27 protein-coding genes, 1 tRNA gene and 2 pseudogenes are annotated in these 26,111 nt (G+C 71.0%); 23 read left to right on the forward strand and 7 right to left on the reverse strand.

The window, feature by feature from the left end:
- Positions 1-168: 168 nt before the first annotated feature.
- Together VIG79_RS18220 and VIG79_RS18225 are read right to left on the reverse strand one after the other, a co-directional pair.
- Entirely contained in the window at positions 169-567 is a 399-nt protein-coding gene (locus VIG79_RS18220; RefSeq protein ID WP_331888225.1) for a VOC family protein, read from the reverse strand.
- Positions 567-1,331: a phosphosulfolactate synthase gene (locus VIG79_RS18225; RefSeq protein ID WP_331888227.1), complete on the reverse strand. Its 765-nt coding sequence runs from the start codon at positions 1,329-1,331 to the stop codon at positions 567-569. The genes VIG79_RS18220 and VIG79_RS18225 overlap by 1 nt, the downstream gene beginning before the upstream one ends.
- 313 nt (positions 1,332-1,644) lie before the next feature.
- Here VIG79_RS18225 and VIG79_RS18230 point away from each other — a divergent pair, with 313 nt between their 5' ends.
- The 4 genes and pseudogenes from VIG79_RS18230 to VIG79_RS19920 all read left to right on the forward strand — a co-directional run bounded on the left by VIG79_RS18230 (position 1,645) and on the right by VIG79_RS19920 (position 3,713).
- Positions 1,645-2,061 (forward strand): Rid family detoxifying hydrolase, encoded by a 417-nt coding sequence (locus VIG79_RS18230; protein ID WP_331888229.1) that lies wholly within the window; start codon positions 1,645-1,647, stop codon positions 2,059-2,061.
- A gap of 54 nt (positions 2,062-2,115) precedes the next feature.
- Entirely contained in the window at positions 2,116-2,661 is a 546-nt protein-coding gene (locus VIG79_RS18235) for a hypothetical protein (RefSeq protein WP_331888231.1), read from the forward strand.
- Positions 2,622-2,810: pseudogene (locus VIG79_RS19915) on the forward strand (N,N-dimethylformamidase beta subunit family domain-containing protein); the annotation flags it as partial. The gene VIG79_RS18235 and the pseudogene VIG79_RS19915, both read left to right, overlap by 40 nt.
- A 170-nt stretch (positions 2,811-2,980) precedes the next feature.
- Positions 2,981-3,713, forward strand: a pseudogene (locus VIG79_RS19920) (N,N-dimethylformamidase beta subunit family domain-containing protein).
- 45 nt (positions 3,714-3,758) lie between these two features.
- Here VIG79_RS19920 and VIG79_RS18250 read toward each other — a convergent pair.
- Both VIG79_RS18250 and VIG79_RS18255 read right to left on the reverse strand, forming a co-directional pair.
- Positions 3,759-4,628: an SDR family oxidoreductase gene (locus tag VIG79_RS18250; protein WP_331888237.1), complete on the reverse strand. Its 870-nt coding sequence runs from the start codon at positions 4,626-4,628 to the stop codon at positions 3,759-3,761.
- Positions 4,625-5,047, reverse strand: a complete 423-nt coding sequence (locus VIG79_RS18255) for a nuclear transport factor 2 family protein (protein WP_331888239.1) — start codon at positions 5,045-5,047, stop codon at positions 4,625-4,627. Before VIG79_RS18255 ends, VIG79_RS18250 begins: the two co-directional genes overlap by 4 nt.
- Before the next feature lie 59 nt (positions 5,048-5,106).
- Here VIG79_RS18255 and VIG79_RS18260 point away from each other — a divergent pair, with 59 nt between their 5' ends.
- Positions 5,107-5,742 carry a TetR/AcrR family transcriptional regulator gene (locus tag VIG79_RS18260; RefSeq protein WP_331888241.1) on the forward strand — a complete coding sequence of 212 codons (636 nt, stop codon included), beginning with the start codon at positions 5,107-5,109 and terminating at the stop codon, positions 5,740-5,742.
- 136 nt (positions 5,743-5,878) lie between these two features.
- Here the strand turns inward: VIG79_RS18260 and VIG79_RS18265 are convergent.
- Positions 5,879-5,950: transfer RNA gene (locus tag VIG79_RS18265), tRNA-Arg, on the reverse strand.
- An 83-nt stretch (positions 5,951-6,033) separates the two neighbouring features.
- On the opposite strand from VIG79_RS18265, the gene VIG79_RS18270 reads away from it, so the two are divergent.
- From VIG79_RS18270 to VIG79_RS18315, 10 genes are all read left to right on the forward strand, one after another.
- Positions 6,034-6,474: a response regulator gene (locus VIG79_RS18270; RefSeq protein WP_331888243.1), complete on the forward strand. Its 441-nt coding sequence runs from the start codon at positions 6,034-6,036 to the stop codon at positions 6,472-6,474.
- Positions 6,475-6,484: 10 nt separating this feature from the next.
- Entirely contained in the window at positions 6,485-7,906 is a 1,422-nt protein-coding gene (gene lysA / locus VIG79_RS18275; RefSeq protein ID WP_331888245.1) for a diaminopimelate decarboxylase, read from the forward strand.
- Positions 7,907-7,973: 67 nt separating this feature from the next.
- Positions 7,974-9,293, forward strand: a complete 1,320-nt coding sequence (locus VIG79_RS18280) for a homoserine dehydrogenase (protein ID WP_331888247.1) — start codon at positions 7,974-7,976, stop codon at positions 9,291-9,293.
- Position 9,294: 1 nt separating this feature from the next.
- Positions 9,295-10,380 (forward strand): threonine synthase, encoded by a 1,086-nt coding sequence (gene thrC, locus VIG79_RS18285; protein WP_331888249.1) that lies wholly within the window; start codon positions 9,295-9,297, stop codon positions 10,378-10,380.
- 8 nt (positions 10,381-10,388) lie between these two features.
- Positions 10,389-11,342, forward strand: coding sequence for a homoserine kinase (locus tag VIG79_RS18290; protein WP_331888251.1), 954 nt, complete (start codon positions 10,389-10,391; stop codon positions 11,340-11,342).
- Positions 11,343-11,662: 320 nt separating this feature from the next.
- Entirely contained in the window at positions 11,663-13,504 is a 1,842-nt protein-coding gene (gene rho / locus VIG79_RS18295) for a transcription termination factor Rho (protein ID WP_331888351.1), read from the forward strand.
- A gap of 225 nt (positions 13,505-13,729) precedes the next feature.
- Complete coding sequence (gene rpmE, locus VIG79_RS18300) at positions 13,730-13,951, forward strand: 50S ribosomal protein L31 (protein WP_331888253.1); 222 nt, start codon at positions 13,730-13,732, stop codon at positions 13,949-13,951.
- Between the two features lie 99 nt (positions 13,952-14,050).
- Positions 14,051-15,154: a peptide chain release factor 1 gene (gene prfA, locus VIG79_RS18305; protein ID WP_331888255.1), complete on the forward strand. Its 1,104-nt coding sequence runs from the start codon at positions 14,051-14,053 to the stop codon at positions 15,152-15,154.
- A 6-nt stretch (positions 15,155-15,160) separates the two neighbouring features.
- A complete protein-coding gene (gene prmC, locus VIG79_RS18310) occupies positions 15,161-16,045 on the forward strand; it encodes a peptide chain release factor N(5)-glutamine methyltransferase (RefSeq protein ID WP_331888257.1) in 885 nt (294 codons plus the stop codon).
- Complete coding sequence (locus VIG79_RS18315) at positions 16,042-16,794, forward strand: L-threonylcarbamoyladenylate synthase (RefSeq protein ID WP_331888259.1); 753 nt, start codon at positions 16,042-16,044, stop codon at positions 16,792-16,794. Before prmC ends, VIG79_RS18315 begins: the two co-directional genes overlap by 4 nt.
- 67 nt (positions 16,795-16,861) lie before the next feature.
- On the opposite strand, the gene VIG79_RS18320 is transcribed toward VIG79_RS18315, so the two are convergent.
- Positions 16,862-18,244 (reverse strand): ATP-binding protein, encoded by a 1,383-nt coding sequence (locus tag VIG79_RS18320; protein WP_331888261.1) that lies wholly within the window; start codon positions 18,242-18,244, stop codon positions 16,862-16,864.
- An 11-nt stretch (positions 18,245-18,255) separates the two neighbouring features.
- Positions 18,256-19,914 (reverse strand): FAD-dependent oxidoreductase, encoded by a 1,659-nt coding sequence (locus VIG79_RS18325; RefSeq protein WP_331888263.1) that lies wholly within the window; start codon positions 19,912-19,914, stop codon positions 18,256-18,258.
- 146 nt (positions 19,915-20,060) lie between these two features.
- On the opposite strand from VIG79_RS18325, the gene glyA reads away from it, so the two are divergent.
- From glyA to VIG79_RS18365, 8 genes are all read left to right on the forward strand, one after another.
- Positions 20,061-21,362 carry a serine hydroxymethyltransferase gene (glyA, locus tag VIG79_RS18330; protein ID WP_331888265.1) on the forward strand — a complete coding sequence of 434 codons (1,302 nt, stop codon included), beginning with the start codon at positions 20,061-20,063 and terminating at the stop codon, positions 21,360-21,362.
- 42 nt (positions 21,363-21,404) lie between these two features.
- Complete coding sequence (locus tag VIG79_RS18335; RefSeq protein WP_331888267.1) at positions 21,405-22,505, forward strand: MraY family glycosyltransferase; 1,101 nt, start codon at positions 21,405-21,407, stop codon at positions 22,503-22,505.
- A 66-nt stretch (positions 22,506-22,571) separates the two neighbouring features.
- Positions 22,572-23,027, forward strand: coding sequence for a hypothetical protein (locus VIG79_RS18340; RefSeq protein ID WP_331888269.1), 456 nt, complete (start codon positions 22,572-22,574; stop codon positions 23,025-23,027).
- An 18-nt stretch (positions 23,028-23,045) separates the two neighbouring features.
- On the forward strand, positions 23,046-23,342 hold the full coding sequence (locus VIG79_RS18345; protein ID WP_331888271.1) for a hypothetical protein: 297 nt from the start codon (positions 23,046-23,048) through the stop codon (positions 23,340-23,342).
- A 121-nt stretch (positions 23,343-23,463) separates the two neighbouring features.
- Positions 23,464-24,249, forward strand: coding sequence for a F0F1 ATP synthase subunit A (gene atpB, locus VIG79_RS18350; protein WP_331888273.1), 786 nt, complete (start codon positions 23,464-23,466; stop codon positions 24,247-24,249).
- 68 nt (positions 24,250-24,317) lie between these two features.
- On the forward strand, positions 24,318-24,527 hold the full coding sequence (gene atpE, locus VIG79_RS18355) for an ATP synthase F0 subunit C (protein ID WP_331888275.1): 210 nt from the start codon (positions 24,318-24,320) through the stop codon (positions 24,525-24,527).
- 54 nt (positions 24,528-24,581) lie between these two features.
- Positions 24,582-25,250 carry a F0F1 ATP synthase subunit B gene (locus VIG79_RS18360; RefSeq protein WP_331888277.1) on the forward strand — a complete coding sequence of 223 codons (669 nt, stop codon included), beginning with the start codon at positions 24,582-24,584 and terminating at the stop codon, positions 25,248-25,250.
- On the forward strand, positions 25,250-26,065 hold the full coding sequence (locus VIG79_RS18365) for a F0F1 ATP synthase subunit delta (protein WP_331888279.1): 816 nt from the start codon (positions 25,250-25,252) through the stop codon (positions 26,063-26,065). The genes VIG79_RS18360 and VIG79_RS18365 overlap by 1 nt, the downstream gene beginning before the upstream one ends.
- Positions 26,066-26,111 lie beyond the last annotated feature (46 nt).

The following is a 26,111-nucleotide window of genomic DNA, read 5'->3' on the forward strand; positions in this document are numbered from 1 at the left end:
CGCTTCGACCAAGCCATAGCGACCTTCGCCGAACGATACGCCGACCAGAACGACGCCGACTACGCCGCACTCAAGAACGCCGTCGACACCGGACGCGTCACCGCCGAAGTCGGACTCTAACCACCCGGACCAGACACCAGCGGCGATCGGTGCCTCCTGGGCACCGCCCTAATACATCATCCGCGGGTCGTCGTAGTGCTTGAACTCGAGCAGGTTCTGTGACGGGTCGGCCAGCACGAACGTGTCGTGCGCCTCGACGCGGTCATCGAACCGGCGGAACGGCTCGGCGAAGAACTTCAGGCCGCGGGCCCGGGCCAGCCGCAGGAGCCGGTCGAAGTCGCCGCGGTCGGCGAACGTGACGCCGAAGTGGCGCGGGTACAGCTGCGGTTCGCGGTCCCAGAGCTCTGACAAGTGGCAGACCACCTGGTCGCCGAAGAAGTCCAGCGTGATGCGGTCGTCGTAGCGACGGGCGAGCTTGCAGCCCAGCCCCGTCACGTAGAAGTCCTGCGCCTCGTCGAGGTCGGCGACGGGGATAGCCAGGTGGAAGGCGTCGTGCGTGGTCCGCATCAGAGCGTCTCGCACAGCATGGTGTCCGACCGCAGGCCAAGCCGCAGCGTCTCCAGCGCGATCACGTCGTCGGCGCGGATGTTGCCCAGGTTCACCGACGCGCCCAGGCGCTTGATGAAGAAGCACTGCAGCTCCGTGGTGGGCGCCTCGAACAACAGCCGGTCGACATCGAAACCACCGTCCAGGACGTCGTCGACGACGTCGGCGCGGGGGGTGCCGTCGGGGAGGCAGAGACCGCCACGCCCGCTCTCGCGAGCCTCGGTGATCACCAGGGTCGCGCCGGCGGCGAGGTCTTCGCCGATCGCGTCGACCCACTGGGCCGACGTCATCGTCGTCGCCCGGCCCTGGTCCTTGAAGCCGACCTCGCTGACGACGGTGAACTCCCCCGCGAGCCGCGCGACCCAGCGTGCCTTCTCCGCGTTCGACATCGGGATCGTGCCGTTCGAGACCTCTACGTGGGTGGCACCCATCGTGCGGCACAGGGCGCGCCAGTCGTCGACCATGCCGGACATGGCGAAGCGCTCGAACAGGGTGCCGCCGAGGTAGAAGTCGATCCCGGCCTCGTGCAGGATGTCGACCTTCCGCTTGATGTCGGGCGTGACCAGCGCCGTGCACCAGCCGAACTTGACCAGGTCGACGTACTGGCCGACGCTCTCGACGGCGTCGGCGAACCGCCCGGTGTGGAGGCCGGGGTCGATCACCATCGTCAGGCCGCGCCGGCGCGGTGCGCTCTCACGTGCGGGCAGCTCCAGCCGAGTGTCCATCATCTGCTCCTTCGTGCTCGCGCGCGTTCACCGGAAGATCCCAGGTCTAACGACGGTGGCTCCACCTCGCCTGTGGGCTCGCTGAGCGTCAGCCATGCGAGCGGCTCACGTGGACGGGCCTGCTGCGCGCCCGCCCAGGCGGCGTAGGCCACGGCGACGAGCCATCTCTGTGGCCGACTCGGGCGCGCTGTGCATCCTCGCCTCCGGGTACACGTCGTCCGTGGATCGTGGGCGGGGTGAAACTCCTTGCCGCTGAGGACCTCATGCGGTCAGAGTGACCGCGACCTCGCCGTTGCCATAGAAGGAGATGCCCATGGACACTCGCGCCGTCACGACAGATCTCGCTCCGGCAGCGCTGGGCCCCTACAGCCAGGCGGTTATCGCCGGGGGCTTCGTTTTCTGTTCAGGGACTGCCGGGATCGACCCGGTCACGGGTGCGATCGCCGACGGCATCGAGGCTCAGACCGAACAGGCCCTGCGCAACCTCGCCGCCATCCTCGACGAGGCCGGTAGCTCCCTGCGAGACGTGGTGAAGACGACGATCTTCTCTGCGGACGTCGACGACTTCCCGGTCCTGAACGCGGTCTACGCGAGGCACATGCCGGACCCGCCCCCAGCGCGCTCGGCACCGGCCAACGTCACCTTGCCCCGGGGCCTGCTGCTGTCGATCGAGGCGATCGCGGTGCTGACCGACGGGTCGTCGATCGCGGCCGCAAGCCCCGCAGTCTGACCAGGGCGTGCGCTGCCCCATCACACCTGCGCAGGGTGATTTCTGCCGGGATTCATGCGTGCCATCACCGGTCCGCCCGACCAGAAGGCCGCTGGTGGCCACGCTGCTGTTCGTCCTGCTTCCGCGTGCACCGAAGCGGAGAACGCGGCGAGCCCGGCGTCGACCGGGACCGGACCAGGAGCGGGCATCCTCCAACCGACTCCAGCACCCACGACGAGCGACTCGACGTCGGCGACGTGGCCCGGCGCCAGGGCCGTCCGGGAGGAGAACGCCAAGCCCGGGGAGGCGACGTGGGCCGCCGGCATCACCGAACCGCCCAGCACGCGGGTAGAGGGTTTCGCCGGCCGGGCCCGCGTGGCACCGGGAGAGTCTCTCCCCATCTTCATCCACTCGCTGGACGGCCCGGTGGTCGTCAAGGCCTACCGGATCGGCTGGTATGCCGGTGCCGGAGCGCGGCTGGTCTGGACGTCGCCCGATGTGACGCAGGTCGACCAGCCGAAACCGACGTTCGAACCGGCGACCCGCACGTGGCCGCGTCGAACTGGGGGCCGTCCGCGACCGTGCCCACCGACGACTGGCCGCCCGGCGACGATGTCCTGAAGCTCCTGGCCAAGATCGGCACGGTCAACCTGGTCCCGTTGCCGGTTCGATCCGCCACCACCCGCGATGCGGTCGTCATCGTCAACGAGAACACGACCTGGCACGCCTACAACCGATGGGGCGGCGCCAGCCTCTGCCGAGGTGCGACGGGATTCGCCGACCGCGCGTACGCCGTGTCGCTGGACCGCCCGATCGACGACGGGCTGGGCACTGGCGGCCCCGATCGGACGGCTGGCCGAGAAGCTGGGCCTGCCCGTCGCCTACGTGACCGACACCGACCTGCACCGACCCGCACCTGCTGGACGGAGCCCCAGCGGTCATCCCCCTCGGCCACGACGAGTACCACAGCCAGGCGATGTGGGACGCCCTCGTCGCCGCGCGAGACCAGCAGGGCACCAACCTGGCTTCCTCGGCGCGAACGCGATGTACCGGCACCTCCGACTCGGTCCCACACCGATCGGCGAGAACCGGCTGGAGACCGACGACAACGACGCCAGCATCGAACCCATCCTCAAGACGAACCCCGCCGAGGCCACCTCCCAGTGGCGTCAGCCGCCCGTGCCTCGGCCGGAGAGCGTGGTCACCGGCGTCTACTACCAGTGCAACCCGGTCAAGGCGGACATGGTCGCCGCACAGCCCGGCTCATGGCTGCTGGCCGGGTCGGGGCTCAGGCGGGCGACAAGCTCGCCCACCTGATCGGCTCCGAGTACGACCAGGTCAGGCCCAGCGTGCCCACGCCGCGCCCGATCGAGGTGATCTTCCACTCGCCGGTCACCTGCCTGGTGCACCACCAGTTCTCCGATGCGGCGTACTACACCACCGCGAGCGGCGCCGGAGTCTTCGCCTCCGGCACCAGCTCCTGGATCTGCGGCCTGGTGGACGAGTGCACCATCCACCCTCAGGAGCAGCACCTGGTCGACGTCGTCACCACCATCACCACCACCCTGCTTCAGGCGTTCGCCGCCGGCCCCGCCGGGAAGGCCCACCCCGCCCGCGACAACCTCGCCCCGCTCAACATCTCGGCTACCACGATCCGGGACATGACCCGCTAGTCGCTGACTGGAGGTGTGGGGAGAGTGACCTGGGCGCCGTGCGCGTCAGGGGGACACTGCCTCATCGAGCACGTCGGCGAGGGTTCGCCGGATCGACCCGGCCGCCAGGTCGGCGCTGGCGGCCCCCCCTGGTTCGGTGTCCATCTGCAGCGCGGCGCGGTTCTTCCGAGCGAAGGCAGGCGCGACGGGTCGGGTCACGGTCGCGAGGAGCCGCAGCACCTGCGGCGGGACGTGCCGCGGCAGTCCGGTCCATCCTCGAGCCCGTTGGAGGGCGTCGGCCAGCTCGTTCATGGTGAGCGGCGGGCCGGAGATCTCGAGGACCTGACTGCGGTATGCGACATCCGTGGCGGCGGCCGCCACCAGGGCAGCGACGTCCGCGGCCGAGACGAAGCCCAGCGGTTGCTCGCCGTGACCGAAGATCACTGGGCGACCTGCCTTTCCGGCGGTCTGGGTCAACACGTCGAGCCAGGTCTCGAGGAACGGTCCCGAGCGCACGATGGTCCATGACGCACCGCTGTGCGTGAGGTACCGCTCCGCCTCGCCCTTGGCCCGGAAGAGATCGACAGGGCTGTCCGTGGCCGCCGGAAGCACCGAGACGAGCACCATGTGGGCGCCGTTCGCACGGGCGGCGTCGGTGAGGTGCGCGTTGCCGCGGACGTCGACCTCGGTGGGACCGGCACCCCGACCCCCAAGGAACCCGTGTACGGCACTGACCACGGCGGATGCGCCCGCCACCAGCTGGCCGAGCCCGTCCGGTCGGCGCACGTCAGCGGCCACCACCTCGACCCGCTCCCCGACGACGGACTCGGCGTACGCGGCGTTGCGGGCGAGTACCCGGACTTGCTCGCCCGCTCTGGTCAGCTCGGAGACCACGGACCGCCCCAGCACACCGCTGCCTCCGGCGACGACGATCATGCCGACGTGCCGGAATGGATCTGGTCCGCAACGGCCTCGTGCACCGAGGAGGTCGCCTCGTCCACCGGCTCGAGGTAGAAGCGCGCCTGCGCCGCCCGTTCGCCGTCCACGCCGAAGACGATGACGCCTCGGAGGTGGTGCCGCGTGTGATCGAGACGGGTGCCGGTCATCTCCCATTCGGACCAGATCTGGTCCCCGTCGACCGCGTGGTTCACCACCTCGGCGTGGACGTCCGGGACGAACGCGAAGATCTGTCGCCAGTTCGACCGGACCTGCTCCCGCCCGCGAAACGCGCGGCTGGGATGGGCGGGAGCCTCGTTGCGGTACTCGGGGGTGAAGCAGTCGACCAGGGCGTCGAGGTCGTGCGCGTTGGTGGCGGTCACCAGCCGGCGGAGGAAGGGGTGGACGTTGGTCGGCATGGCCGCCTCATTTTCGTTACACTTGGTTACCTCTAATTCTGCGAGTATGGACGGGGGCCATGGCGGGCGTCAAGAGGCGATACGACGGAACGGCTCGGCGGGCCAAGGCCGAGCAGCTGGGGCAGGCGCTCATCGCTGCTGCATGGCGTCAGTTCGAGGCCGTCGGGTACGCCGCGACGACCGTCCAGACGGTCGCCGAGGCCTGCGGAGTCTCGGTCGAGTCCGTCTACCGCCGGTTTCCCGGGAAGCCGGCCCTGGTCCGGGCGGTCGTCGAACAGGCCCTGCGCGGCGAGGGTCCGATACCGGCCGAGGCCCGCTCCGACGAGCTGCCCTCGGCGGACCTCGAGGCGCTGCTGAGTGGGTGGGGTCATCTCTCGGCCGAGATCGCCCCGCGGGTGGCGCCCATGCTGCTCCTCGTTCAGGCGGCCGCCGCACAGCACCCCGAGCTCGACGACCTCGTCCACGAGCTCGACGAGAACCGGCGGATGCGCATGACCGACAACGCCGGCCGTCTCGCGTCCGCCGGGCACCTGCCCGCATCCGTCTCGGTGTCGATCGCCGCTGACCTGTTGTGGACGTACAGCTCCCCGGAGATCTACGACCTGCTGGTGCGACGGAGCGGCTGGAGCGTCGAGAGGTACCAGGACTTCATCGTGGCCGGACTCAGGGGCCAGCTGGCGTCTGAACCTGGGTGACGCGCTCCGATGACCTGGTGCCCCCGTCGGCGCTCTCACGTCGTGACGAGCGCCTGTTACTTCTGCCGGGGGCACCACGCCCACCCTGTTCGGCCTCGGTGCCCCGGCAGTGCGATGTCCTGAGACATCACATCGGTGCCCCCGGCAGGATTCGAACCTGCGCTTCCGCCTCCGGAGGGCGGCGCTCTATCCCCTGAGCTACGGGGGCCGGATGGTGGTCGTGCGCGGGCGGACCCGCTGGCATACCGGCCTTTTGGTGCCCGGTGAGGCTAGCAGCCTAGGGTGCCCTTCATGGAACCGGGAGGCAGCCCGCCGCCGGTCCGGACGGAGTCCGGAACCGGGTGGGTCCTCGTGTGCGACGACACCGCGTCGATCCGGCTGTTGATGCGGATCAACCTGGAGCTGGCCGGTTTCGAGGTGCTGGAGGCCGGCGACGGCCAGGCCGCCCTCGACGTGCTCGACCGGAACCCGGACCGGCTGCCGGCCGTCATCCTCCTCGACGCGCAGATGACGCCCCTGGACGGTTGGGGAGCCGTGGCGGCGATCCGTGCGGACCCCGCCCTCGCGCACCTGCCGGTCGTCATGGTGACGGCGAGCCTGCAGCAGCGCGAGAAGGAGCGGTCGATCGCGGCCGGCGTCGACGCCTTCGTCGCCAAGCCGTTCGAGCCGGAGGACCTCGTCGACCTGGTCGGCGACCTTGCGGTGTCGGGACGGCGCACGCCCCAGCCCTAGGCTGGACGCCATGCGGGCACACGAGGCCGGGGCGCTGCACGCCGACGGGTACGGCAGCCCGGCGTGGCTGGCCCTTCCCCGCGACGTCAACGCGCTGATCCCGTCCCTCTGGGCGTCGTCCGTCGGGCGCGGTACGGATGGCGCGCTGACGGTCGGTGGCGTGTCCGTCCACGACCTCGCACGCGAGATCGGCACCCCCGCCTACATCCTCGACGAGGCCGACTTCCGCGCCCGTGCCCGCGACTTTCGCGACACCTACACCGAGGTCTTCGCCGATCTCGGCGGGGGCGCCGACGTCTACTACGCCGGCAAGGCCTTCCTCTGCACCGAGGTGGCGCGGTGGATCCGCGACGACGACCTGCGGCTCGACGTCTGCACCGGCGGTGAGCTCGCGGTCGCCATGCGGGCCGGTATGCCAGGCGCCCGGCTCGGCCTGCACGGCAACAACAAGTCGGTCCCCGAGCTGGAGCAGGCGCTCCGCTACGGCGTGGGCCGGATCATCGTCGACTCCTATGACGAGATCGACCGGCTGACCGACGTGGCTCGCCGGCTCGACACCGTCGCGCGGGTCATGGTCCGGGTCACCGTCGGCGTCGAGGCGCACACCCACGAGTTCATCGCGACGGCCCACGAGGACCAGAAGTTCGGGTTCTCGCTCAGCGGCGGCGACGCGGCCGAGGCGGTCCGCCGCATCCTCGGGGCGGCCCCTCATCTCGAGCTGATCGGGCTGCACAGCCACATCGGCTCGCAGATCTTCGACACGTCGGGGTTCGAGGTGTCCGCCCGGCGGGTGCTCGCCCTGCACGCGGCCGTCGCCAAGGAGCACGGGGTCGAGCTCCCCGAGCTGGACCTCGGCGGTGGCTTCGGGATCGCCTACACGACCGAGCACGACCCGCTGCCGCCGAAGCACCTCGCGGCCGGCATGGCCGAGATCGTCGACCGCGAGTGCCGGGCCAGCGGGGTCTCCGTGCCCCGCATCTCGGTGGAGCCCGGTCGGGCCATCGCCGGGCCGAGCACCTTCACGCTGTACGAGGTCGGGACGGTCAAGGTGGTCGACCTGGACGGCGGCGCCGCCCGGGCCTACCTCTCCGTCGACGGTGGCATGAGCGACAACATCCGTACCGCTCTCTACGAGGCGAACTTCTCCTGCACCCTGGCCGGCCGGACCAGCACGGCGCCACCGCGCCTGTCCCGCGTGGTCGGTAAGCACTGCGAGAGTGGCGACATCGTCGTCATGGACGAGTTCCTGCCCGCTGACGTCGCGCCCGGCGACCTGCTCGCCGTGCCGGGTACGGGCGCCTACTGCCGGTCCTTGTCCAGCCAGTACAACCACACCCCACGGCCTCCGGTGGTCGCCGTGCGGGACGGTCGCGCACGGGTCCTGGTCCGCCGCGAGACGGTCGACGACCTGCTGGCCCTGGACGTCGGGTGACCGCCTCCGTGACCAGATCTCGAAACATGTCCGTCCCGATGGGTGGACGAACGGCAGGATCGACGCCGTGAGCGAGCCGAGACCGGACGAACCGCTGCGCGTTGCGCTGCTCGGCTGTGGTGTCGTCGGCTCCGCCGTGGCCCGGCTGCTCACCCAGCACCGCGACGACCTCGCGGCCCGGGTCGGCCGCCCGATGGACATCGTCGGCATCGCCGTGCGCCGCGCCGGCCGCGACCGCAGCGACCTCGGCCTCGACCCCGCGCTGTTCACGACCGACGCCGAGGACCTCGTCACCCGCGCCGACGTGGTCGTCGAGGTCATCGGGGGCATCGAGCCCGCCCGGTCGCTCATCCTGCACGCCATGAAGCACGGAGCCTCGGTTGTCACCGCCAACAAGGCGCTCCTCGCCCAGGACGGTCCCACCCTGTATGCGGCGGCGCAGGACGCCGGCGTGGACCTCTACTACGAGGCCGCGGTGGCCGGCGCGATCCCGCTGCTGCGTCCGCTGCGCGAGTCCCTGGCCGGCGACGACGTGCGCCGCGTCCTCGGGATCGTCAACGGCACCACCAACTACGTCCTCGACAAGATGGACTCGACCGGCGCCAGCTTCCACGACGCCGTCGAGCAGGCCCAGGCCCTGGGCTACGCCGAGGCCGACCCCACCGCCGACGTGGAGGGGTTCGACGCCGCCGCCAAGGCCGCGATCCTCGCGTCGCTGGCCTTCCACACCCGGGTCTCCGGCGCCGACGTCCACCGCGAGGGCATCACCGAGGTCACCGCCGCCGACGTGGCCGCCGCCAAGGAGATGGACTCGGTCGTCAAGCTGCTGGCCATCTGCGAGCGCACCGACGAGGGCGTCTCGGTCCGCGTCCACCCGGCCATGATCCCGAGGTCGCACCCGCTGGCCGGCGTGCGCGAGGCCTTCAACGCGGTGTTCGTCGAAGCCGACGCCGCAGGCCAGCTGATGTTCTACGGCCGTGGCGCGGGTGGCGACCCGACCGCCTCCGCGGTCCTCGGCGACGTGGTCGCCGTCGCCCGGCACCGGATCGGCGGCGGCCGCGGACCGGGGGAGAGCTCCTACGCCGACCTCCCGATCCTGCCGATGGGCCGGGCCCAGACGAGGTACCACATCAGCCTCGACGTGGCGGACCGCCCGGGTGTCCTCGCGGCGGTGGCGTCGGCCTTCGCCGACCACGAGGTGTCCATCGAGACCGTCCGTCAGCAGATCGTCCCGGCTACCGACGAGGAAGGGTCCGAGGGGCGCGCCAGCCTGGTCGTCGTCACGCATACGGCGCCCGACTCGGCGCTCTCGGCGACCGTCGAGGCGCTGGCGGCCATGCCCATCGTCCGCGCCGTCGACTCGGTCATGCGCGTCGAGGGGTCCTGACGTGGCTCACCAGTGGCGCGGCGTGATCCGCGAGTACGCCGAGCGGCTGCCCTCCCTGGACGGGATGCCGGTGGTCACCCTTCTCGAGGGTGGCACCCCGCTGATCCCGGCGGAACGCCTCTCCGCCCTGGTCGGGGCCGAGGTCTGGCTCAAGTTCGAGGGGCTCAACCCGACCGGCTCGTTCAAGGACCGGGGCATGACGACGGCCATCTCGGTGGCCGCGGGACACGGCGCCAAGGCGGTGATCTGCGCGTCGACCGGCAACACCAGCGCGTCCGCGGCGGCGTATGCGGCGAAGGCCGGCATGACGTGCGGCGTCCTCGTTCCCGAGGGCAAGATCGCGATGGGCAAGCTGAGCCAGGCGATCGCCCACGGCGCGACGCTGCTGCAGGTCGAGGGCAACTTCGACGCCTGCCTGACCCTGGCCCGCAAGCTCGCCGAGGCCTACCCGATCGACCTCGTCAACTCGGTGAACCCGGCCCGGATCGAGGGTCAGAAGACGGCGGCCTTCGAGGTCGTCGACGCCCTCGGCGACGCTCCCGACATCCACTGCCTGCCCGTCGGCAACGCCGGCAACATCACCGCATACTGGCTGGGTTACCAGCAGTACCAACAGAACTCGGCCCAGCCGGGGCCAGCGACGCACACGCCCAGAATGTGGGGATTCCAGGCCGCGGGAGCCGCGCCGATCGTGCTCGGGCACCCGGTCGACGAGCCGGAGACCGTCGCGACGGCGATCCGGATCGGGAACCCCGCCTCGTGGACACAGGCCGAGGCGGCGCGCGACGAGTCCGGTGGGCTCATCCACGCGGTCACCGACGAGCAGATCCTCGCTGCGCACCGCCTGGTCTCGTCCAAGGAGGGCGTCTTCGTCGAACCCGGGTCGGCGGCTTCGGTAGCGGGCCTCCTCGCCTCACACGAGGCCGGGCTCGTGCCCGCGGGCGCGCGGATCGTCTGCACGGTCACCGGACACGGCCTCAAGGACCCGCAGTGGGCGCTGCGTCAGGCCGACGGGTCCGAGCTCGTCCCGGTGCGGGTGTCGGTCGACGCCGTGTCCGCGGCCGTCGCGCTCGGCCTCGACGGATGAGCAGGGGTATGCCAGTCCGACCCGCTGTCCGCATCCGCGTCCCGGCCAGCACGGCGAACCTCGGCCCGGGGTTCGACTCCGTCGGGCTCGCCCTCGGCCTCTGGGACGAGTACGACGTCAGTGTCGGCGAGGACGACGGTCTGCAGGTGTCCGTCTCCGGTGAGGGGGCCGAGGAGGTTCCCCGGGACGCCACGCACCTCGTCGTCCGCGCCATGGCGCACGGGTTCGCCCGGCTCGAGTCGCCCATGCCCTCCGGCCTCTGCCTCGTCGCCCGGAACGGCATCCCGCACAGCCGCGGCCTCGGGTCCTCGGCGTCGGCCATCGTCGCCGGAGTCGTTGCGGCGCAAGTGCTCTCGGATCTAGAGGCGCTGGCCCGGACCGAGCCGGGGACCGTCGTCGACGTCGACCTCGACGTCGCCACCGACCTCTCGACCGAGCTCGAGGGCCACCCCGACAACGCCTCGGCGAGCGTCCGCGGCGGTATGACGGTGTCGTGGAGCCGCGACCCCGACGACCCCTCGCCGTCCGCGACCGGCACCGCATCGGTCGTGACCCATCCCGAGGTCACGGCGGTCGTCCTCGTACCCCGCGAGCAGCTCGCGACGCATACCGCACGGGCCGTCCTTCCGCCTCACGTCGACCACGTCGACGCCGCCCTCAACTCGGGCCGCGCGGCGCTGCTCGTCGAGGCGATGACCCGGCGTCCCGACCTCCTGCTGCCGGCGACCCGGGACTGGCTGCACCAAGGGTTCCGGCGGGCGGCGTTCGCGCCGTCCATGGACCTCGTCGACGCGCTCCGGAGTGAGGGACACGCGGCCGTGATCTCGGGAGCCGGACCCAGCGTCGTGGTCCTCACCACGCACGCCCGTGCCGGCGGCGTGCTGGTCCCGGCGAACCGTGTCGGGTGGACCCGGCTCGAGCCGGGCATCCCCTCCACGGGGGTGGAGGTGGTTCGGACCTGAGCCAGGCCGAGGCCAGCCCGTTGAGGAACACGAGGCACCCCGGCGGTGTTACTGTGATGCCGCGACGCACGGAAGGCCCCCCTCTGGTGGCCCGGCAGCGGCGACATCCCACGCGAAGGTGAGCGACAGCCTCCCGGAGCCGCAAGGCCCGGCAGCGTTCGCTTGCCCAGCAGCGTGATCCTCAATCACACCAGACGGTCGGACTCTCCGACCGACACCGGTGCCGCCCACGAGGGCCGCGCCGACGACGAGGGGGAAGGACCTTCGTGACAGACACCACCGAACGGGTGGCCACCATCGGCCGCTCAGGCTTGGCGACGATGAACGTCGTCGAGCTCAAACGCCTGGCTTCGGGGCTCGGCATCACTGGGTCGACGAAGATGCGCAAGGACGACCTCGTCGCGGCGATCACCGCGCGCCAGGTCGGCAGCGCTCCGCGTTCCGAGACGGGGGCCCAGCCGACGAGCCGGCCCGAGGCCGAGCGGGCGCCCGAGCCCGTCGAGACTCCGGCCGACCCGCCGAAGCACGTCGAGCAGCGGTCCGACTCGACGACCCGTGAGCGCACCTCGGTCGCTCCCGAGGTTGCGCAGGACGCCACTCGGACCACCACCGACACGACCACCGACACGACCACCGGCACGACCACCGGCACGACCACCGACACGACGATGCGGTCGGAACGCTCCGAGCGCACCCAGCAGCGGCCTCAGCAGGAGCGCCAGACCGACCGTCAGGCCGACCGCCGGCAGGATCGGCAACAGGACCGGCAGTCCGACCGGCAGCCGGACCGCCAGGCGAACCGGCAGGGCCAGACGGCACCGTCGTCCGCCCCGCCCGCGCAGCCGACGTCCTCATCAGCGGCGCAGAATTCCGACGACGACGACGAGACCCGCGGTGGCCGCCGGCGCAGCCGGCAGCGCAGCCGCGACCGGAAGCGCAGCCGCGGCACGACCGGGACGACGCAGGAGTACGAGCCCGAGCTCCAGATCACCGACGACGACATCCTCGTCCCGGTGGCCGGCATCCTCGACGTGCTCGACAACTACGCCTTCGTCCGCACCTCCGGGTACCTGCCCGGGCCCAACGACGTCTACGTACCGCTCGGCCTGGTCAAGCGCTACTCGCTGCGCAAGGGCGACGCCGTGACCGGCTCGATCAAGGCGCCCCGGGAGGGCGAGCAGCCGCAGAACGGCACCGGCGGCCGGCAGAAGTTCAACGCCCTGGTGCGCCTCGACACCATCAACGGCCTGCCGCCGGACCAGACCAGGACGCGGGTCGACTTCGGCAAGCTGACGCCGCTCTACCCGCAGGAGCGGTTGCGGCTGGAGACCGAGACCAGCAACCTCACGACCCGGGTCATCGACCTGGTCGCCCCGATCGGCAAGGGCCAACGTGGCCTTATCGTCGCGCCGTCCGAGGCCGGGAAGACGATGGTGCTGCAGTCGATCGCCAACGCGATCACGCAGAACAACCCGGAGTGCCACCTCATGGTCGTCCTCGTCGACGAGCGGCCCGAGGAGGTCACCGAGATGCAGCGCGCCGTGAAGGGCGAGGTCATCGCCTCGACCTTCGACCGCCCGGCCGACGACCACACCAGCGTCGCCGAGCTGTCCATCGAGCGGGCCAAGCGGCTCGTCGAGCTCGGTCACGACGTCGTCGTGCTCCTCGACTCGATCACCAAGCTGGGCCGCGCATACAACCTCGCCGCTCCCGCCTCGGGCCGCGTCCTGTCCGGCGGCGTCGACTCGGCGGCGCTCTACCCGCCGAAGAAGTTCTTCGGGGCGGCGCGCAACATCGAGAACGGCGGCTCCCTCACCATCATCGCCACGGCGCTGGTGGACACCGACTCGAAGATGGACGAGGTGATCTTCGAGGAGTTCAGGGGCACCGGGAACATGGAGCTGAGGCTCGGCCAGGACCTGGCCAACCGGCGGATCTTCCCGGCCGTCGAGGTCAACGCCTCGGGCACCCGGCGTGAGGAGCTGCTCCTCGGGCCGGAGGAGCTGAAGATCATGTACAAGCTGCGCCGCGTCCTCGGCGCCCTCGAACCACAGCCGGCGCTGGAGCTGCTCCTGGACCGGATCCGCCGGACCCGCACCAACATCGAGTTCCTGCGGCAGGTCCAGATGAGCTCGTCGAGCAAGCTCGACGCCGACGACTGAGCGCGCCCGCATCGGTCAACGCGGTGGTTCTTACACCCTCTGAGGGTACGAACCACCGCGTTGTCATGCGCGGCTCAGGCAGACGCTGGCCTGGAATGCCGTCACGACCCTCGACGTTTAGGGGATGTGTGCCCCCCTCTGGCACACTTTCCCGTTGGACCGGTTCACGGCAGCAGGGCGTCCAGAGCCCGCCGACCCGGCCTACCTGAGACTGAGGAGCCGTTTGTGAAGAAGGACCTGCACCCCACCTACGTGGAGACCACGGTCACCTGTACCTGTGGCAACACGTTCACCACCCGCAGCACGTCCGCGTCCGGCCAGATCCACGCCGACGTCTGCTCCCAGTGCCACCCGTTCTACACGGGCAAGCAGAAGATCCTCGACACCGGTGGCCGCGTGGCCCGGTTCAACCAGCGCTACGGCAAGAAGGCCGACGCCTCCAAGTAGCTCTCCTGATCGCCGGTCCCGGCCTGGGTTCACCCAGGTCCGGGGCCGGCGATCGTCTGTATATGCGGGTACCTGCCAGTTCGCGGAAGGGGTGCGGCGATGAGCGAGACGTCCCCAGGGTCCGTCGTCGACAGCGGGCGTGCGGTGCTCGAGGAGTACACCGACCTCGAGCAGCGCCTCGCCGACCCCGAGGTGTTCGGCGACCAGACGCTGGTCCGGACCCTCAACAAGCGGTACGCCGCGCTCGCCCCGACCGTCGCCGCGTACCGGGCCCTGGAGACCGCCGAGGGCGACCTCGCCGCGGCCCGCGAGCTGGCGCCCGAGGACGAGTCGTTCGCGGCCGAGGTACCCGCGCTCGAGGAGACCGCCTCGGCGGCTCGCGAGCACCTGCGGCATCTGCTGGTGCCGCGCGACCCCGACGACGACCGCGACGTCATCCTCGAGGTCAAGGCGGGTGAGGGCGGCGAGGAGTCCGCGCTCTTCGCGGGCGACCTGCTGCGGATGTACCTACGCTACGCCGAGAAGCGCGGCTGGCGCGCCGAGGTCACCGACGCCACCGAGTCGGACCTCGGCGGCTACAAGGAGGCTCGGCTGACCGTCAAGGCCAAGGGCACGCCGCCGCCCGGCGAGGCACCGTGGGCGATGTTGAAGTTCGAGGGCGGCGTGCACCGGGTGCAGCGGGTCCCGGTCACCGAGAGCCAGGGCCGGATCCACACCAGCGCGGCGGGCGTGCTCGTCATGCCCGACGTCGGGGAGACCGACGAGGTCGAGATCCACCCGAACGACCTGCGCATCGACGTCTACCGCTCGTCCGGCCCCGGCGGCCAGAGCGTCAACACGACCGACTCCGCGGTCCGGATCACCCATCTGCCGACCGGCATCGTGGTGTCCTGTCAGAACGAGAAGTCGCAGCTGCAGAACAAAGAGGCCGCCCTGCGGGTGCTCCGCGCCCGGCTCCACCAGGCGGCCAAGGAGCAGGCGGAGGCCGAGGCGTCCGCCGCTCGCCGCAGCCAGGTCCGGACCGTCGACCGCAGCGAGCGGATCCGCACCTACAACTTCGCCGAGAACCGGCTGAGCGACCACCGGACCGGCTTCAAGGCGTACAACCTCGACCAGGTGCTGGACGGCGACCTGGACGCCGTCATCGGTTCCTGCGTCGAGGCCGACGAGCAGGCCCGGCTGGCCGCGGTGGCGGGCGCGTGAGGCGTTGTGACTGAGCTCCGCGACGCGGTCCGGCGGGCGACCATGACCCTCGCCGAGGCCGGCGTCGAGTCCGCCCCGGTCGACGCCGTGCACCTCGCCGCCCACCTGCGCGGCGAGGACGTCAGCGAGACCCGGAGGCTCATGGTCCGGGGTGGGGTCGAGGCGCCGGACGGGTATGCGGACCTCGTCGCAGAACGCGCGAGCCGGGTGCCGCTGCAGCACCTCACCGGACGCGCGTACTTCCGGGGGCTGGAGCTCGAGGTCGGGCCCGGCGTCTTCGTGCCGCGCCCCGAGACCGAGCTGCTCGTCGACCTGGCCCTGCGCTCGCTCGCCGGCCGGGACGCACCGGTCGTGGTCGACCTCGCCACCGGGTCGGGCGCCATCGCGCTCGCCGTCAAGGCGGAGTGCCCGGCGGCGACGGTGTATGCGGTCGAGCTGACCGACCTCGCCCACGCGTGGGCGGTCCGGAACCGCGACCGGCTCGGGCTCGAGGTCAGTGTCGACCGCGGCGATGCGCGACACGCATACCCGGAGCACGTGGACGCCGTCGACGTCGTGACCTGCAACCCGCCCTACATCCCGGACGACCAGGTCCCCGTCGACCCCGAGGTCCGGGACCACGACCCGGTCGAGGCGCTCTACGGCGGCAGCGTCGACGGTTTGGCCCTGCCCCTGGCGATGGCCGGTCGTGCCGCCGAGCTGCTGCGCGACGGTGGCACCCTCGTCATGGAGCACGCGGAGACCCAGGGCGCGTCGCTGCCCCGGGCGCTGGCGGGCACGGGGGACTGGGACAGGGTCATCGACCATGTCGACCTGCTGGGCCGGCCGCGCTGTGTCGTGGCCACCCGTCATAGGGTGCGAGGTCGTGACGCGTTGGTGGGACAAGCATGAGTGAGGTCTTCGACTGCACCACACCCGAGGGTCTGACGGCAGGCATCGAGGCGGCCGCCCGGGCCGTCCAGTCCGGTCAGGTGGTCGTGCTCCCGACGGACACCGTCTACGGGATCGGGTGCGACGCGTTCGACGCGTCGGCCGTGACCGCCGTGCTCGCCGCCAAGGGCCGTGGTCGCGACATGCCGCCCCCCGTCCTCGTCCCGAACGCCCGGACGGTCGACGGCCTGGCGCGGTCGGTCCCTCCGTACGTCCGCCACCTGATCGACCGCTTCTGGCCGGGCGCCCTCACCCTGGTGCTCGAGTCGCAGCCGTCGCTGACCTGGGACCTCGGCGAGACCAACGGGACGGTCGCCCTGCGCATGCCCGACCACGAGATCGCCCTCGCCCTGCTCGGGCAGGCCGGCCCGATGGCGGTCACCAGCGCCAACCTCACCGGCCGGGCGCCGGCCCAGACCGTTGCGGAGGCCCAGGAACAGCTCGGCGCCTCGGTCGCGGTCTACCTCGACGGTGGCCCCGCTCCGGGCGGGTTCGCCTCGACGATCCTCGACTGCACCGGCGACGCACCAATCACCCTGCGAGAAGGGGCGCTGACCCGCGCCGAGGTCGATGCGGCGCTGGAGGAGGCGGCGAAGCGTGAGGCGGAGGAGGCGGCCCGGGCCGCCGCTGTCGCCGCCGCGGCCGCGAAGCCCCCGCGGAACCGGTCCGGCCCGCGGATCGCCGGCTCGCGCCGCCGCGGACGGAGCTGAGCGCGCGCGCCGGCAATGCGCGCACACGGCGATGCGGCCACGCTGGCGCCGCTCGGCAACGGCGGGGTCAGCGGACCGGTAGCCGGACCCGCATCACCGTCCGGCCCGGGACCGACTCGACCGAGATCTCACCGTGGTGGTGGTCCGAGATGATCCGGCGGGAGATGTCGAGGCCGAGCCCGGTGCCCTGGCCGACCGGTTTGGTCGTGTAGAAGGGTTCGAAGACGTGCTTGGCCGTCTCGGCGCTCATCCCCGGTCCGGAGTCCTCGACCTCGACGACCACCCAGCCCAGCTCGTCGAGCCGCGTCCGGATCCGCAGCGTCCCGCGACCGTCCATGGCGTCGACCGCGTTGTCGATGAGGTTGGTCCACACCTGGTTCAGCTCGGCGGCCATCGCCTCGATCCGGGGCACCTCCGGGCGGTAGTCGCGCTCCACCACGACGCCAGGGCCGATCTTGTGGTTGAGCATGACGAGGGTGCTGTCGAGGCCCTCGGGGATGTCGGTCGACTGCAGCGAGGCGCGGTCGAGCTGGGTGTAGGAGCGGACCCGCGCGACAAGGCCGGAGACCCGGCCGGTGGACTCCTTCACCTCGGCCAGCAGCCCGTCCATCGACTGCGCACTGGCCACCCAGTCGATGCCCGGTCCCAGGAGGTCGCCGGGCACGAGTTCCGCGACCCGTTCGCACCAGACCAGGTCCGCGCCGGCGGCCGCGAGGGGCGGCGCGAGCAGCCACTCCTCGGCGACGTCGTGGTCGGCCAGCCACGTGCTCAGGACGTCCTCCAGCTCGGACTCAGCGAGGGAGTCGGCCGGTGGCGTGCCGCCCTGGAGCTCCCGCCGCAGTAAGTCGAGACCGGCGAACTGCTCGGGGCTCATCTGCTGGGCCGCGAGCCGGCTCAGCGCTGCATACATGCGCGCGGACGTGGTGCTGAGCGAGTCGACGGCTCGGGTCGCTGCGGACGCCGGGTTGTTCAGCTCATGGGCGAGGCCCGCGGCCAGCGTTCCGAGGGCCACGAGGGCCTCGCGCTGGCGCGCGTGCGTCTCCACCCGGCGAACCGTCCCGACGTACCCCCGGATGAAGTGCACGCCGAACGCGAACCACTCGCCGGCCAGCGCGCCGAGGGCGTCGGCCTTCAGCGTGAACACCCGCCCGACGCCGTCGCCGCGTCCCGTGGCGAGGTAGCTCCCGAGCTCGTCCCACGCGGCGAACCCGCCGGCCCAGTGCCCGGGGCTGGTCAGCCCGCCCATCACGGTGTCCTCGGAGCCCACGTGCCGCAGCAGGGTGATCGACCCCCCCAGCAGCACCCACCAGAGGACCGCCGGCTCGCCCTCGTGCCAGAGCTCCTCGCCCTCGCGGAAGGTGCGGACCTCGCCCTCCCCGGCCAGCCAGGCCAGCTGGTCGTCGGCCAGGGAGTCGAACAGCGGTATGCCGCGCAGCTCAGTCGGATCCACCGGTCGCTCCATCAGGTGGTCGCGAGGTAGCGGTGGACGAGGTAGACGGCCATCGCGCCCTCGCCGACCGCCGACGCGACGCGCTTCATCGAGTCCAGCCGCACGTCGCCGGCGGCGAAGACGCCCGGCACGCTCGTCTCCAGCGCGAACGGAGCCCTGGCCGGCGCGCTGCCCTCGGGAGCGTGCAGGTCGCGGCCGGTCACGACGAACCCCTTGTCGTCCCGCTCGACCGCGTCGCCCAGCCAGTCGGTATGCGGGGAGGCGCCGATGAACGCGAACAGCCAGCTCCCGTCGACCTCCTCCCGGGCACCGGTGGAGCGGTCGGCCAGGGTCAGCCGTTCCAGGTGGCCCGAACCGTGGACCGCCGCCACCTCGGTGTTGAGGCGGACCTCGACGTTGTCGGCGTCGCGAATGCGCTGGACGAGGTAGGCCGACATGGTCGCGTCGAGCCCACCCCCGCGGACCAGCAGGACGACCCGCTTGGCGTAGCGCGCGAAGTTCAGCACTGCCTGCCCGGCGGAGTTCGCCGCGCCGATGACGTAGACGTCCTGCCCGGCGCACTGGAGCGCCTCGGCGGCCGACGCGCCGTAGTAGATGCCGCGGCCCACGAGCTCGGGGGCGCCCGGCGCCTCCAGCCGCCGGTAGGAAACACCGGTGGCCACGAGCAGGGCCCGGGCCTCGATCTCGCCGCCGTCGCGGAGGATGACCGCCCGCACCGGACCGCGCGCCTCGAACCGCACCACGTCGCGCGCGAGCACCGTCTCCGCCCCGAACCGGGACGCCTGGGCCACGGCCCGGTGGGTCAGGTCGGCGCCGGACAGCCCCCGCGGGAAGCCGAGGTAGTTCTCGATCGACGCGCTCTGCCCGGCCTGGCCGCCCGGTGCGTCTCGCTCGACGACCACCGTCGAGAGCCCCTCGGACGCCGCATACACCGCGGCCGCGAGCCCCGCAGGGCCGGAACCCACGATGCAGAGGTCGTAGAGCGGCTGCTGGGCCTGGGTGCGCAGGCCGAGGGCACCGGCCAGCTCGAGGTTCGACGGCGACACCAGCGCCGTGCCCGAGGGCATGACGACGACCGGCAGCCGCGCCGGGTCGAGGTCGCCGAGACCGGCCAGGTCGAGCAGCCGGCCGGCCTCGTCGTCGTGCTCGACGTCCAGCCAGCGGTAGGGCACGTGGTTGCGAGTGAGGAAGGTCTTGACCTCGTAGGTGTGCTCGGCCCACGGATGGCCCACCACCCGGACGTCCTGGGTCTCCGGCGGGTGGTCGCTGCTCCAGTCGTCGAGCAGCCCGTCGATGGCGGGGTAGAGCCGTTCCGAGGGCGGGTCCCACGGTTTGACGAGGTAGTAGTCGAGGCCGATCTCGTTGATCGCCGTGATCGCCACGTCGGTGTCCGCGTAGGCGGTGAGCAGGAGCAGCTTGGAGTCCGGGGACTGGCGGCGGACCTCCTCGAGCATCTCGATGCCGGTCATCCCGGGCATCCGCTGGTCGGACACGACCAGGGCCACCCGCCGGTCCTGCAGGGCGAGCCGGGCGAGATGGGTCAGTGCCTCGGCGCCCGAGGTGGCCCGCACGACGCTGTAGTCGGCGCCGTAGCGGGTGCTGAGATCGCGCGCGATGGCGCGCGAAGCGCCCGGGTCGTCGTCGACGGCGAGGATGGTCGGCTTGGCCATGACGTCAGGAAGTCTCACAGACCGGGCGGTCGCGCGGGAGGAGTTTCCGGGTCGGAGCCGTGTCGTAACCGGTGGGATCGGCGAGGTGGCCGGTCACGGCGGGCCTACAGTTGAGGTCGCCCTGCCCGACCGACCCGGAGACTGCCTTGACGCACCACGAGCCCACCTCGCCGGACGACACCTTCTACGGCTCCGACTTCGGCGCCCTCCAGGCCTTCGACCCCGACATCGCCGGCGTCCTGCTCTCCGAGCTCGGCCGCATCCGCGGCGGGCTGCAGCTCATCGCCAGCGAGAACATGTCGTCGCCCGAGGTCCTCACCGCGCTGGGCTCGACCCTCTCGAACAAGTACGCCGAGGGCTACCCGGGCCGGCGCTACTACGGCGGCTGCGTCGAGGTGGACAAGGCCGAGACGATCGCCATCGAGCGGTGCAAGGCGCTGTTCGACGCGGAGCACGCCAACGTCCAGCCGCACAGCGGCGCCAGCGCCAACCAGGCGGTCTACGGCGCGTTCATGCAGCCGGGTGACACGTTCCTCGCCATGGCGCTCCCGATGGGCGGCCACCTGACCCACGGCGCCAAGGTGTCCTTCTCCGGCAAGTGGTTCAACGCGGTGCACTACGGCGTCGACCGTGAGACCGAGGACATCGACTACGACCAGGTCGCCCAGCTGGCCCGCGAGCACCGGCCCAAGGTGATCCTCGCCGGCGGCAGCGCGATCCCGCGGCTCATCGACTTCGAGTTCTTCCGCAACCTCGCCGACGAGGTCGGCGCGATCTTCTGGGTCGACGCGGCGCACTTCATCGGTCTCGTCGCCGGAAAGGCGATCCCCAGCCCGGTCCCGTACGCGGACGTCGTCACCTTCACGACGCACAAGGTGCTCCGCGGGCCGCGCTCCGGCGCGCTGGTCTGCAAGGCGGAGCACGCCGCGGCGCTCGACAAGGCGGTCTTCCCGATGATGCAGGGCGGCCCGCAGATGCACACCATCGCCGCCAAGGCGGTGAACTTCAAGGAGTGCGCGACGCCGGAGTATGCGGAGTACGCCCGCCGGGTGGTCGAGAACGCCCGGCAGCTGGCCACCTCCCTCGGGGAGCACGGCATCCGGCCGACGACCGGCGGGACCGACACGCACCTGTCGCTGCACGACCTCCAAGGGGTCGGCGTCACCGGTGTCGACGCCGAGGCCCGGGCCGACGCCGCCGGGATCGTCCTGAACAAGAACGCAATCCCCTTCGACCCCCAGAAGGCCAACATCGCCTCGGGCATCCGGGTCGGCACACCGTGCACGACGACGCAGGGGATGGGCACCGAGGAGATGACGGCCATCGCCGAGCTCATCGCCACGGCGGTCATCAAGGGCGACGCCGACCCGGACCATGAGGTGTCTCGCGAGGTGCGCGCCGAGGTGACCGACCTGGTGACCCGCTTCCCCGCATACCCGCGTCCCTGACGTCCGGTCGCGAGGCCGACCCAGGTGTCCTGAGCAGAGCCCGTGCGCGAGTACTTCGTCATCTTCGTCGTCGCCGGGGCGATCACGTACTTCGCGACCCCGTTCGTCCGCGCGGTCGCCGTGGCGACCAACGCCTTCACCCCCGTCCGTGAGCGTGACGTCCACTCGACGCCGACGCCGCGGCTGGGGGGCGTCGCGATCTTCCTCGGGTTCGCTGCGGCCAGCCTGGTCGCACGGGAGCTGCCGTACCTCAAGGGGGTCTACAGCAGCGGCCAGATCTCCGGCGTCCTCATGGGCGCCGCGATCGTCTGTCTCGTCGGCGCCATCGACGACATCCGCGAGCTGGACTGGCTGACCAAGCTCGCGGGACAGATCCTGGCGGCCGGCGTCATGGCCTACAAGGGCGTCCAGCTGCTCTCCGTCCCATTCTTCGGGACCAGCACCGTCCTGCCGACACCGGTTCTGGTCGCCGTGACGGTCATCGTCGTCCTCGCGACGGTCAACGCCGTGAACTTCATCGACGGCTTGGACGGGCTGGCCGTGGGCGTCGTGGCCATAGCGGCCCTGGCCTTCTTCATCTACTCGTACTACATCTCCAACAGCTACAACCCGCCGAACGTCTTCTCCAACGCGACGTTCATCAGTGCCGCGGTCCTCGGCTGCTGCCTGGGGTTCCTGCCCCACAACTTCCATCCGGCGCGCCTGTTCATGGGCGACTCGGGTGCGCTGCTCCTCGGGCTGCTGCTCGCCGCCGCGACGATCTCGCTCAGCGGCAGTGTCGACCCCGGCTCCGCGAACGGGGGGAGCCTCACCGCCGCGCTGCTGCCGATCGCCGTTCCGCTCGCCGTGCTGAGCCTGCCGTTCCTCGACATGGTGCTCGCGGTCGCCCGGCGGACCCTGGCCGGTAAGAACCCGTGGGACCCCGACCGGAAGCACCTCCACCACCGGATGCTCGACCTCGGGCACGGCCACCGCAACGCCGTCCTCATCCTCTACATGTGGGCTGCGCTGCTGGCTCTCGGTACGGTGTCGCTCGCGTTCGTCGAGAGCTGGCGCGCGGCGATCGTCATCGGGGTCTGTCTGGCCGTGGTGGTGTCCCTGACCGTGTGGCTGCCCAGGTGGACCCGACCGAAGCGCTTGTGATAGTTTTCACAAGCACCTGGAAAGATCCTGAAAAGGGTTCTGCCACAACGACAGAGCAGGTTCGACATGAGCAGTGATGCCCGCGCCGGCGGTCAAAGCGACGCGTTCGGCGAGCTGCTGCGGGGCTCGCTCTGGCCGACGCTCGTGGCGGCGGTGGTCTGCGTCGTCGTGGGCCTCTTCTCCAGCCCGATGGCCGCCTGGTCGGCCGCGCTCGGCGCCACGCTCGTCGTCGGGTTCTTCAGCCTGACGCTGCTGGTCATGAAGCGCACCGCCGACCTGCCTCCGACAACGGTGATGCTCGTCGTGATGGTCAGCTACACGGTCAAGGTGATCGTCCTCGGGATCGTGATGTTCGCGGTGCGTGACGTCTCGTGGCTGTCGGGGTATGCGGTCGGCGTGACGATCACGGTCTGCGCGCTCGTGTGGCTCTTCTTCGAGCTGCGCGCCTACAAGCGGCTGCGGATCTTCACCTACGACCCTGACGGCGCCGCGGCGCTGCCCGGTCAGGAGGACCGCACGTGAGCCAGAATCGAGTCCGTCATGGCACCGTCCGACCCGCCCGCCGACCCGCCCTCCAGCCCGTCGTCGCCGGAGCCCGAACCGCCGCGCGAGCTGACGTCCGAGGAGAAGGCGGAGGAGCTGCGCGCCTTCAACACCCGGGAGCAGGATGCGGCCTGGAGGTCGGTCGCTTATCTCATCAGCGGACCGCTTGTCTACGGCGGGATCGGCTATCTGCTCGACCGATGGTTGGGCACGACCTGGATCGTCGGCGTGGGAATTGTTGGCGGAATGGCGCTGTCGCTCTACCTGATCTGGTTCAGGTACGGTTCTCACTGAACTCGGCGGACGCTGAGGACGGCGGTTTGGCTCCAGTGAGTTTGGCGGTCGAGCGGTCGTCCCAGATCCGGCGCTCGACCCATCTGCACTGCAGTGTCCCGCGCGTACGAAGGAGTCACCCGTGAGCATCCTCGCTGCCGCAGTTCCCGCGGACTACGAGGCTCCTGGTGTGTCCGACTTCTGGCAGCCGCTGATCGGTTCGGGTTCGACGGCGATCACTCGCGCGTGCTTCGTCGCGGTCATCTCGGTCGCGCTCATCGCCTGGTTCCTGTTGGCCACGACGAAGAAGAAGGCGCTCGTCCCGGGCAAGGGACAGATGGCCACCGAGGCGGTCTACGGCCTGGTCCGTAACGGCGTGGCCCGCGACCTGATCGGCAGCAAGGAGTTCCTGCGGTTCGTCCCGCTGCTCTTCACGTTCTTCATGTTCATCCTCGTGAACAACCTCTTCGGCGTCCTGCCGCCGTTCCAGTTCCCGACGATGAGCCGGATCGGCTTCCCCATCGGACTGGCGCTGATCTCGTGGATCACGTTCCACGTCGTGGGCTTCCGCAAGCACGGATTCGTCGGCTACTGGAAGTCGCTGGTGCCCTCCGGCCTACCCGGTTGGATCGTGCCGGTGATCTTCTTCCTCGAGCTGATCACCGACCTCTTCACGCGACCGGTGACCCTGGCGCTGCGGCTCTTCGGCAACATGTTCGCCGGACACATCCTCATCGTCCTGTTCATCACCGGCGGCTGGTACATGCTGACCAGCGGCGGCATCCTCCTCCCGGCCGCCGGAGCCGTGACCTGGATCTTCGGGTTCGTCATGACCCTCTTCGAGCTCCTGGTGGAGTTCCTGCAGGCCTACGTCTTCACCCTGCTCACCGCGCTCTACATCGCCGGCGCCGTCGCCGACGAGCACTAGGACCCGCAGTACGGAAAGGCCCCGGGGGCATCCGCTCACGGGACACCACACAAGAAACGGAAAAAGTCATGACCGGCAACATCGCCATCCTCGGTTACGGCCTGTCCGCCATCGGCCCCGGTATCGGTGTCGGCCTGATCTTCGCCGCGTACATCAACGGCGTCGCCCGTCAGCCTGAGGCCCGCGGCATGCTCCAGCCGATCGCGTTCCTCGGCATGGCCATCACCGAGGCGCTGGCCATCTTCGGCATCGCGCTCGCGTTCGTCTTCCGCGGCTGACGCGGTTCCCGACACCGCCCCGACCGCCCACCCACCGTTGGTGAGGAGAACCCCATGTATGCCGTGACGCTCCCTCTGTCAGGGCCACTCGCGCTGCCGGCCGCCGAAGGCGGGGAGAGCGGCGACTTCTGGTCATCGGCCTACCCGATCCTCCCGCACCCGGTCGAGCTGATCTTCGGGCTGGTGACCTTCGGGATCCTCTACTGGATCGTGAGGACGCGGGTCGTGCCCCGCCTCGAGGAGATCTACGCCGAGCGCACCGCGGCGATCGAGGGCGGCATCTCCAAGGCGGAGGAGGCCCAGGCGGCCGCGCAGGCCGCGCTGGACCAGTACAACCTGCAGCTGCAGGAGGGCCGGGAGGAGGCCACCCGCATCCGGGAGGACGCCAAGGCGCAGGGTGCTCAGATCATCGCCGAGCTGCGGGAGAAGGCCAACCAGGAAGCCGGCCGGATCACCGAGAGCGCGCACAAGCAGATCGAGGCCGAGCGCCAGCAGGCGATCATCCAGCTGCGCGGCGAGGTCGGCCGCCTGTCGACCGACCTGGCCAGCCGGATCGTCGGCGAGTCACTGGAGGACGAGACGCGTCAGCGCGGAATCGTCGAGCGGTTCCTCGCCGAGCTCGAGGCCGGCAACATCACACCCGAGAAGGTGAGCCAGCCGGCCGGCGCCGAGTCGGTGGGCGACGCGGGCAGCGCCGGCGCACCCGGGTCGCAGGACACCTGATGCGCGGTTCGTCCCGCACCTCCGCCCGCGCCGTCCAGGACACGTTCCAGAGCGTCCTGGACGGACAGGTCGACCGGGCCCGTCTCGGCGAGGACCTGTTCGGGATCACCGACGCCCTCGACGGCACCATCGCGCTGCGCCGGGCCGTGAGCGACCCCTCGCGTGACGGGGCGGACAAGGCGAGCCTCGTCGAGAAGCTGTTCGGCGGGAAGGTGAGCCCGGAGGCGGTCGTCGTCGCGAAGCAGGCGGCCGGCCAGCGCTGGGCGGCCGAGCGGGACCTCACCGACACCCTGGAGTCGCTGGCGGTGGCGGCGGTCGTCGCCGCCGCGGAGGCGCAGGGGCGGGCCGACCAGATGGAGGACGACCTCTTCCGCTTCGAGCGGATCGTCGCCGGCAACCCCGGACTGCGCGACGCGCTGACCGACCGTCGGGCCGACGCCGGGAGCAAGGAGGCCCTCGTCGGCTCGCTGCTCGAGGGCAAGGCCAACCCCGAGGCGGTGCGGCTCGTGCGACAGGCCGTCCGCTCGCCGCGCGGCCGCCGGTTCGACCGGGTGCTGGACGGCTACCTCGCGGTCGCATCGACCCGGCGCGACCAGCTCGCCGCCACCGTGACTACAGCCGTCACACTCGACGAGGAGCAGCGGCGCCGGCTGGCCGCGGCGCTGTCCGGCTACTACGCCGGCAAGACGGTCCACCTGAACGTCGTCATCGACCCCGCGGTCATCGGTGGCATCCGGGTGCAGGTCGGCGACGACGTCGTCGACGGCACCATCCTTCGCCGCCTCGAGGCCGCGAAGCGCCACCTCGGCACCTGACGCACCCTCGACTTACTCGCATACCCGACCTACAGGAGAAGTGACA

Source organism: Lapillicoccus sp., from assembly GCF_036559105.1.
Classification (GTDB): domain Bacteria; phylum Actinomycetota; class Actinomycetes; order Actinomycetales; family Dermatophilaceae; genus Lapillicoccus.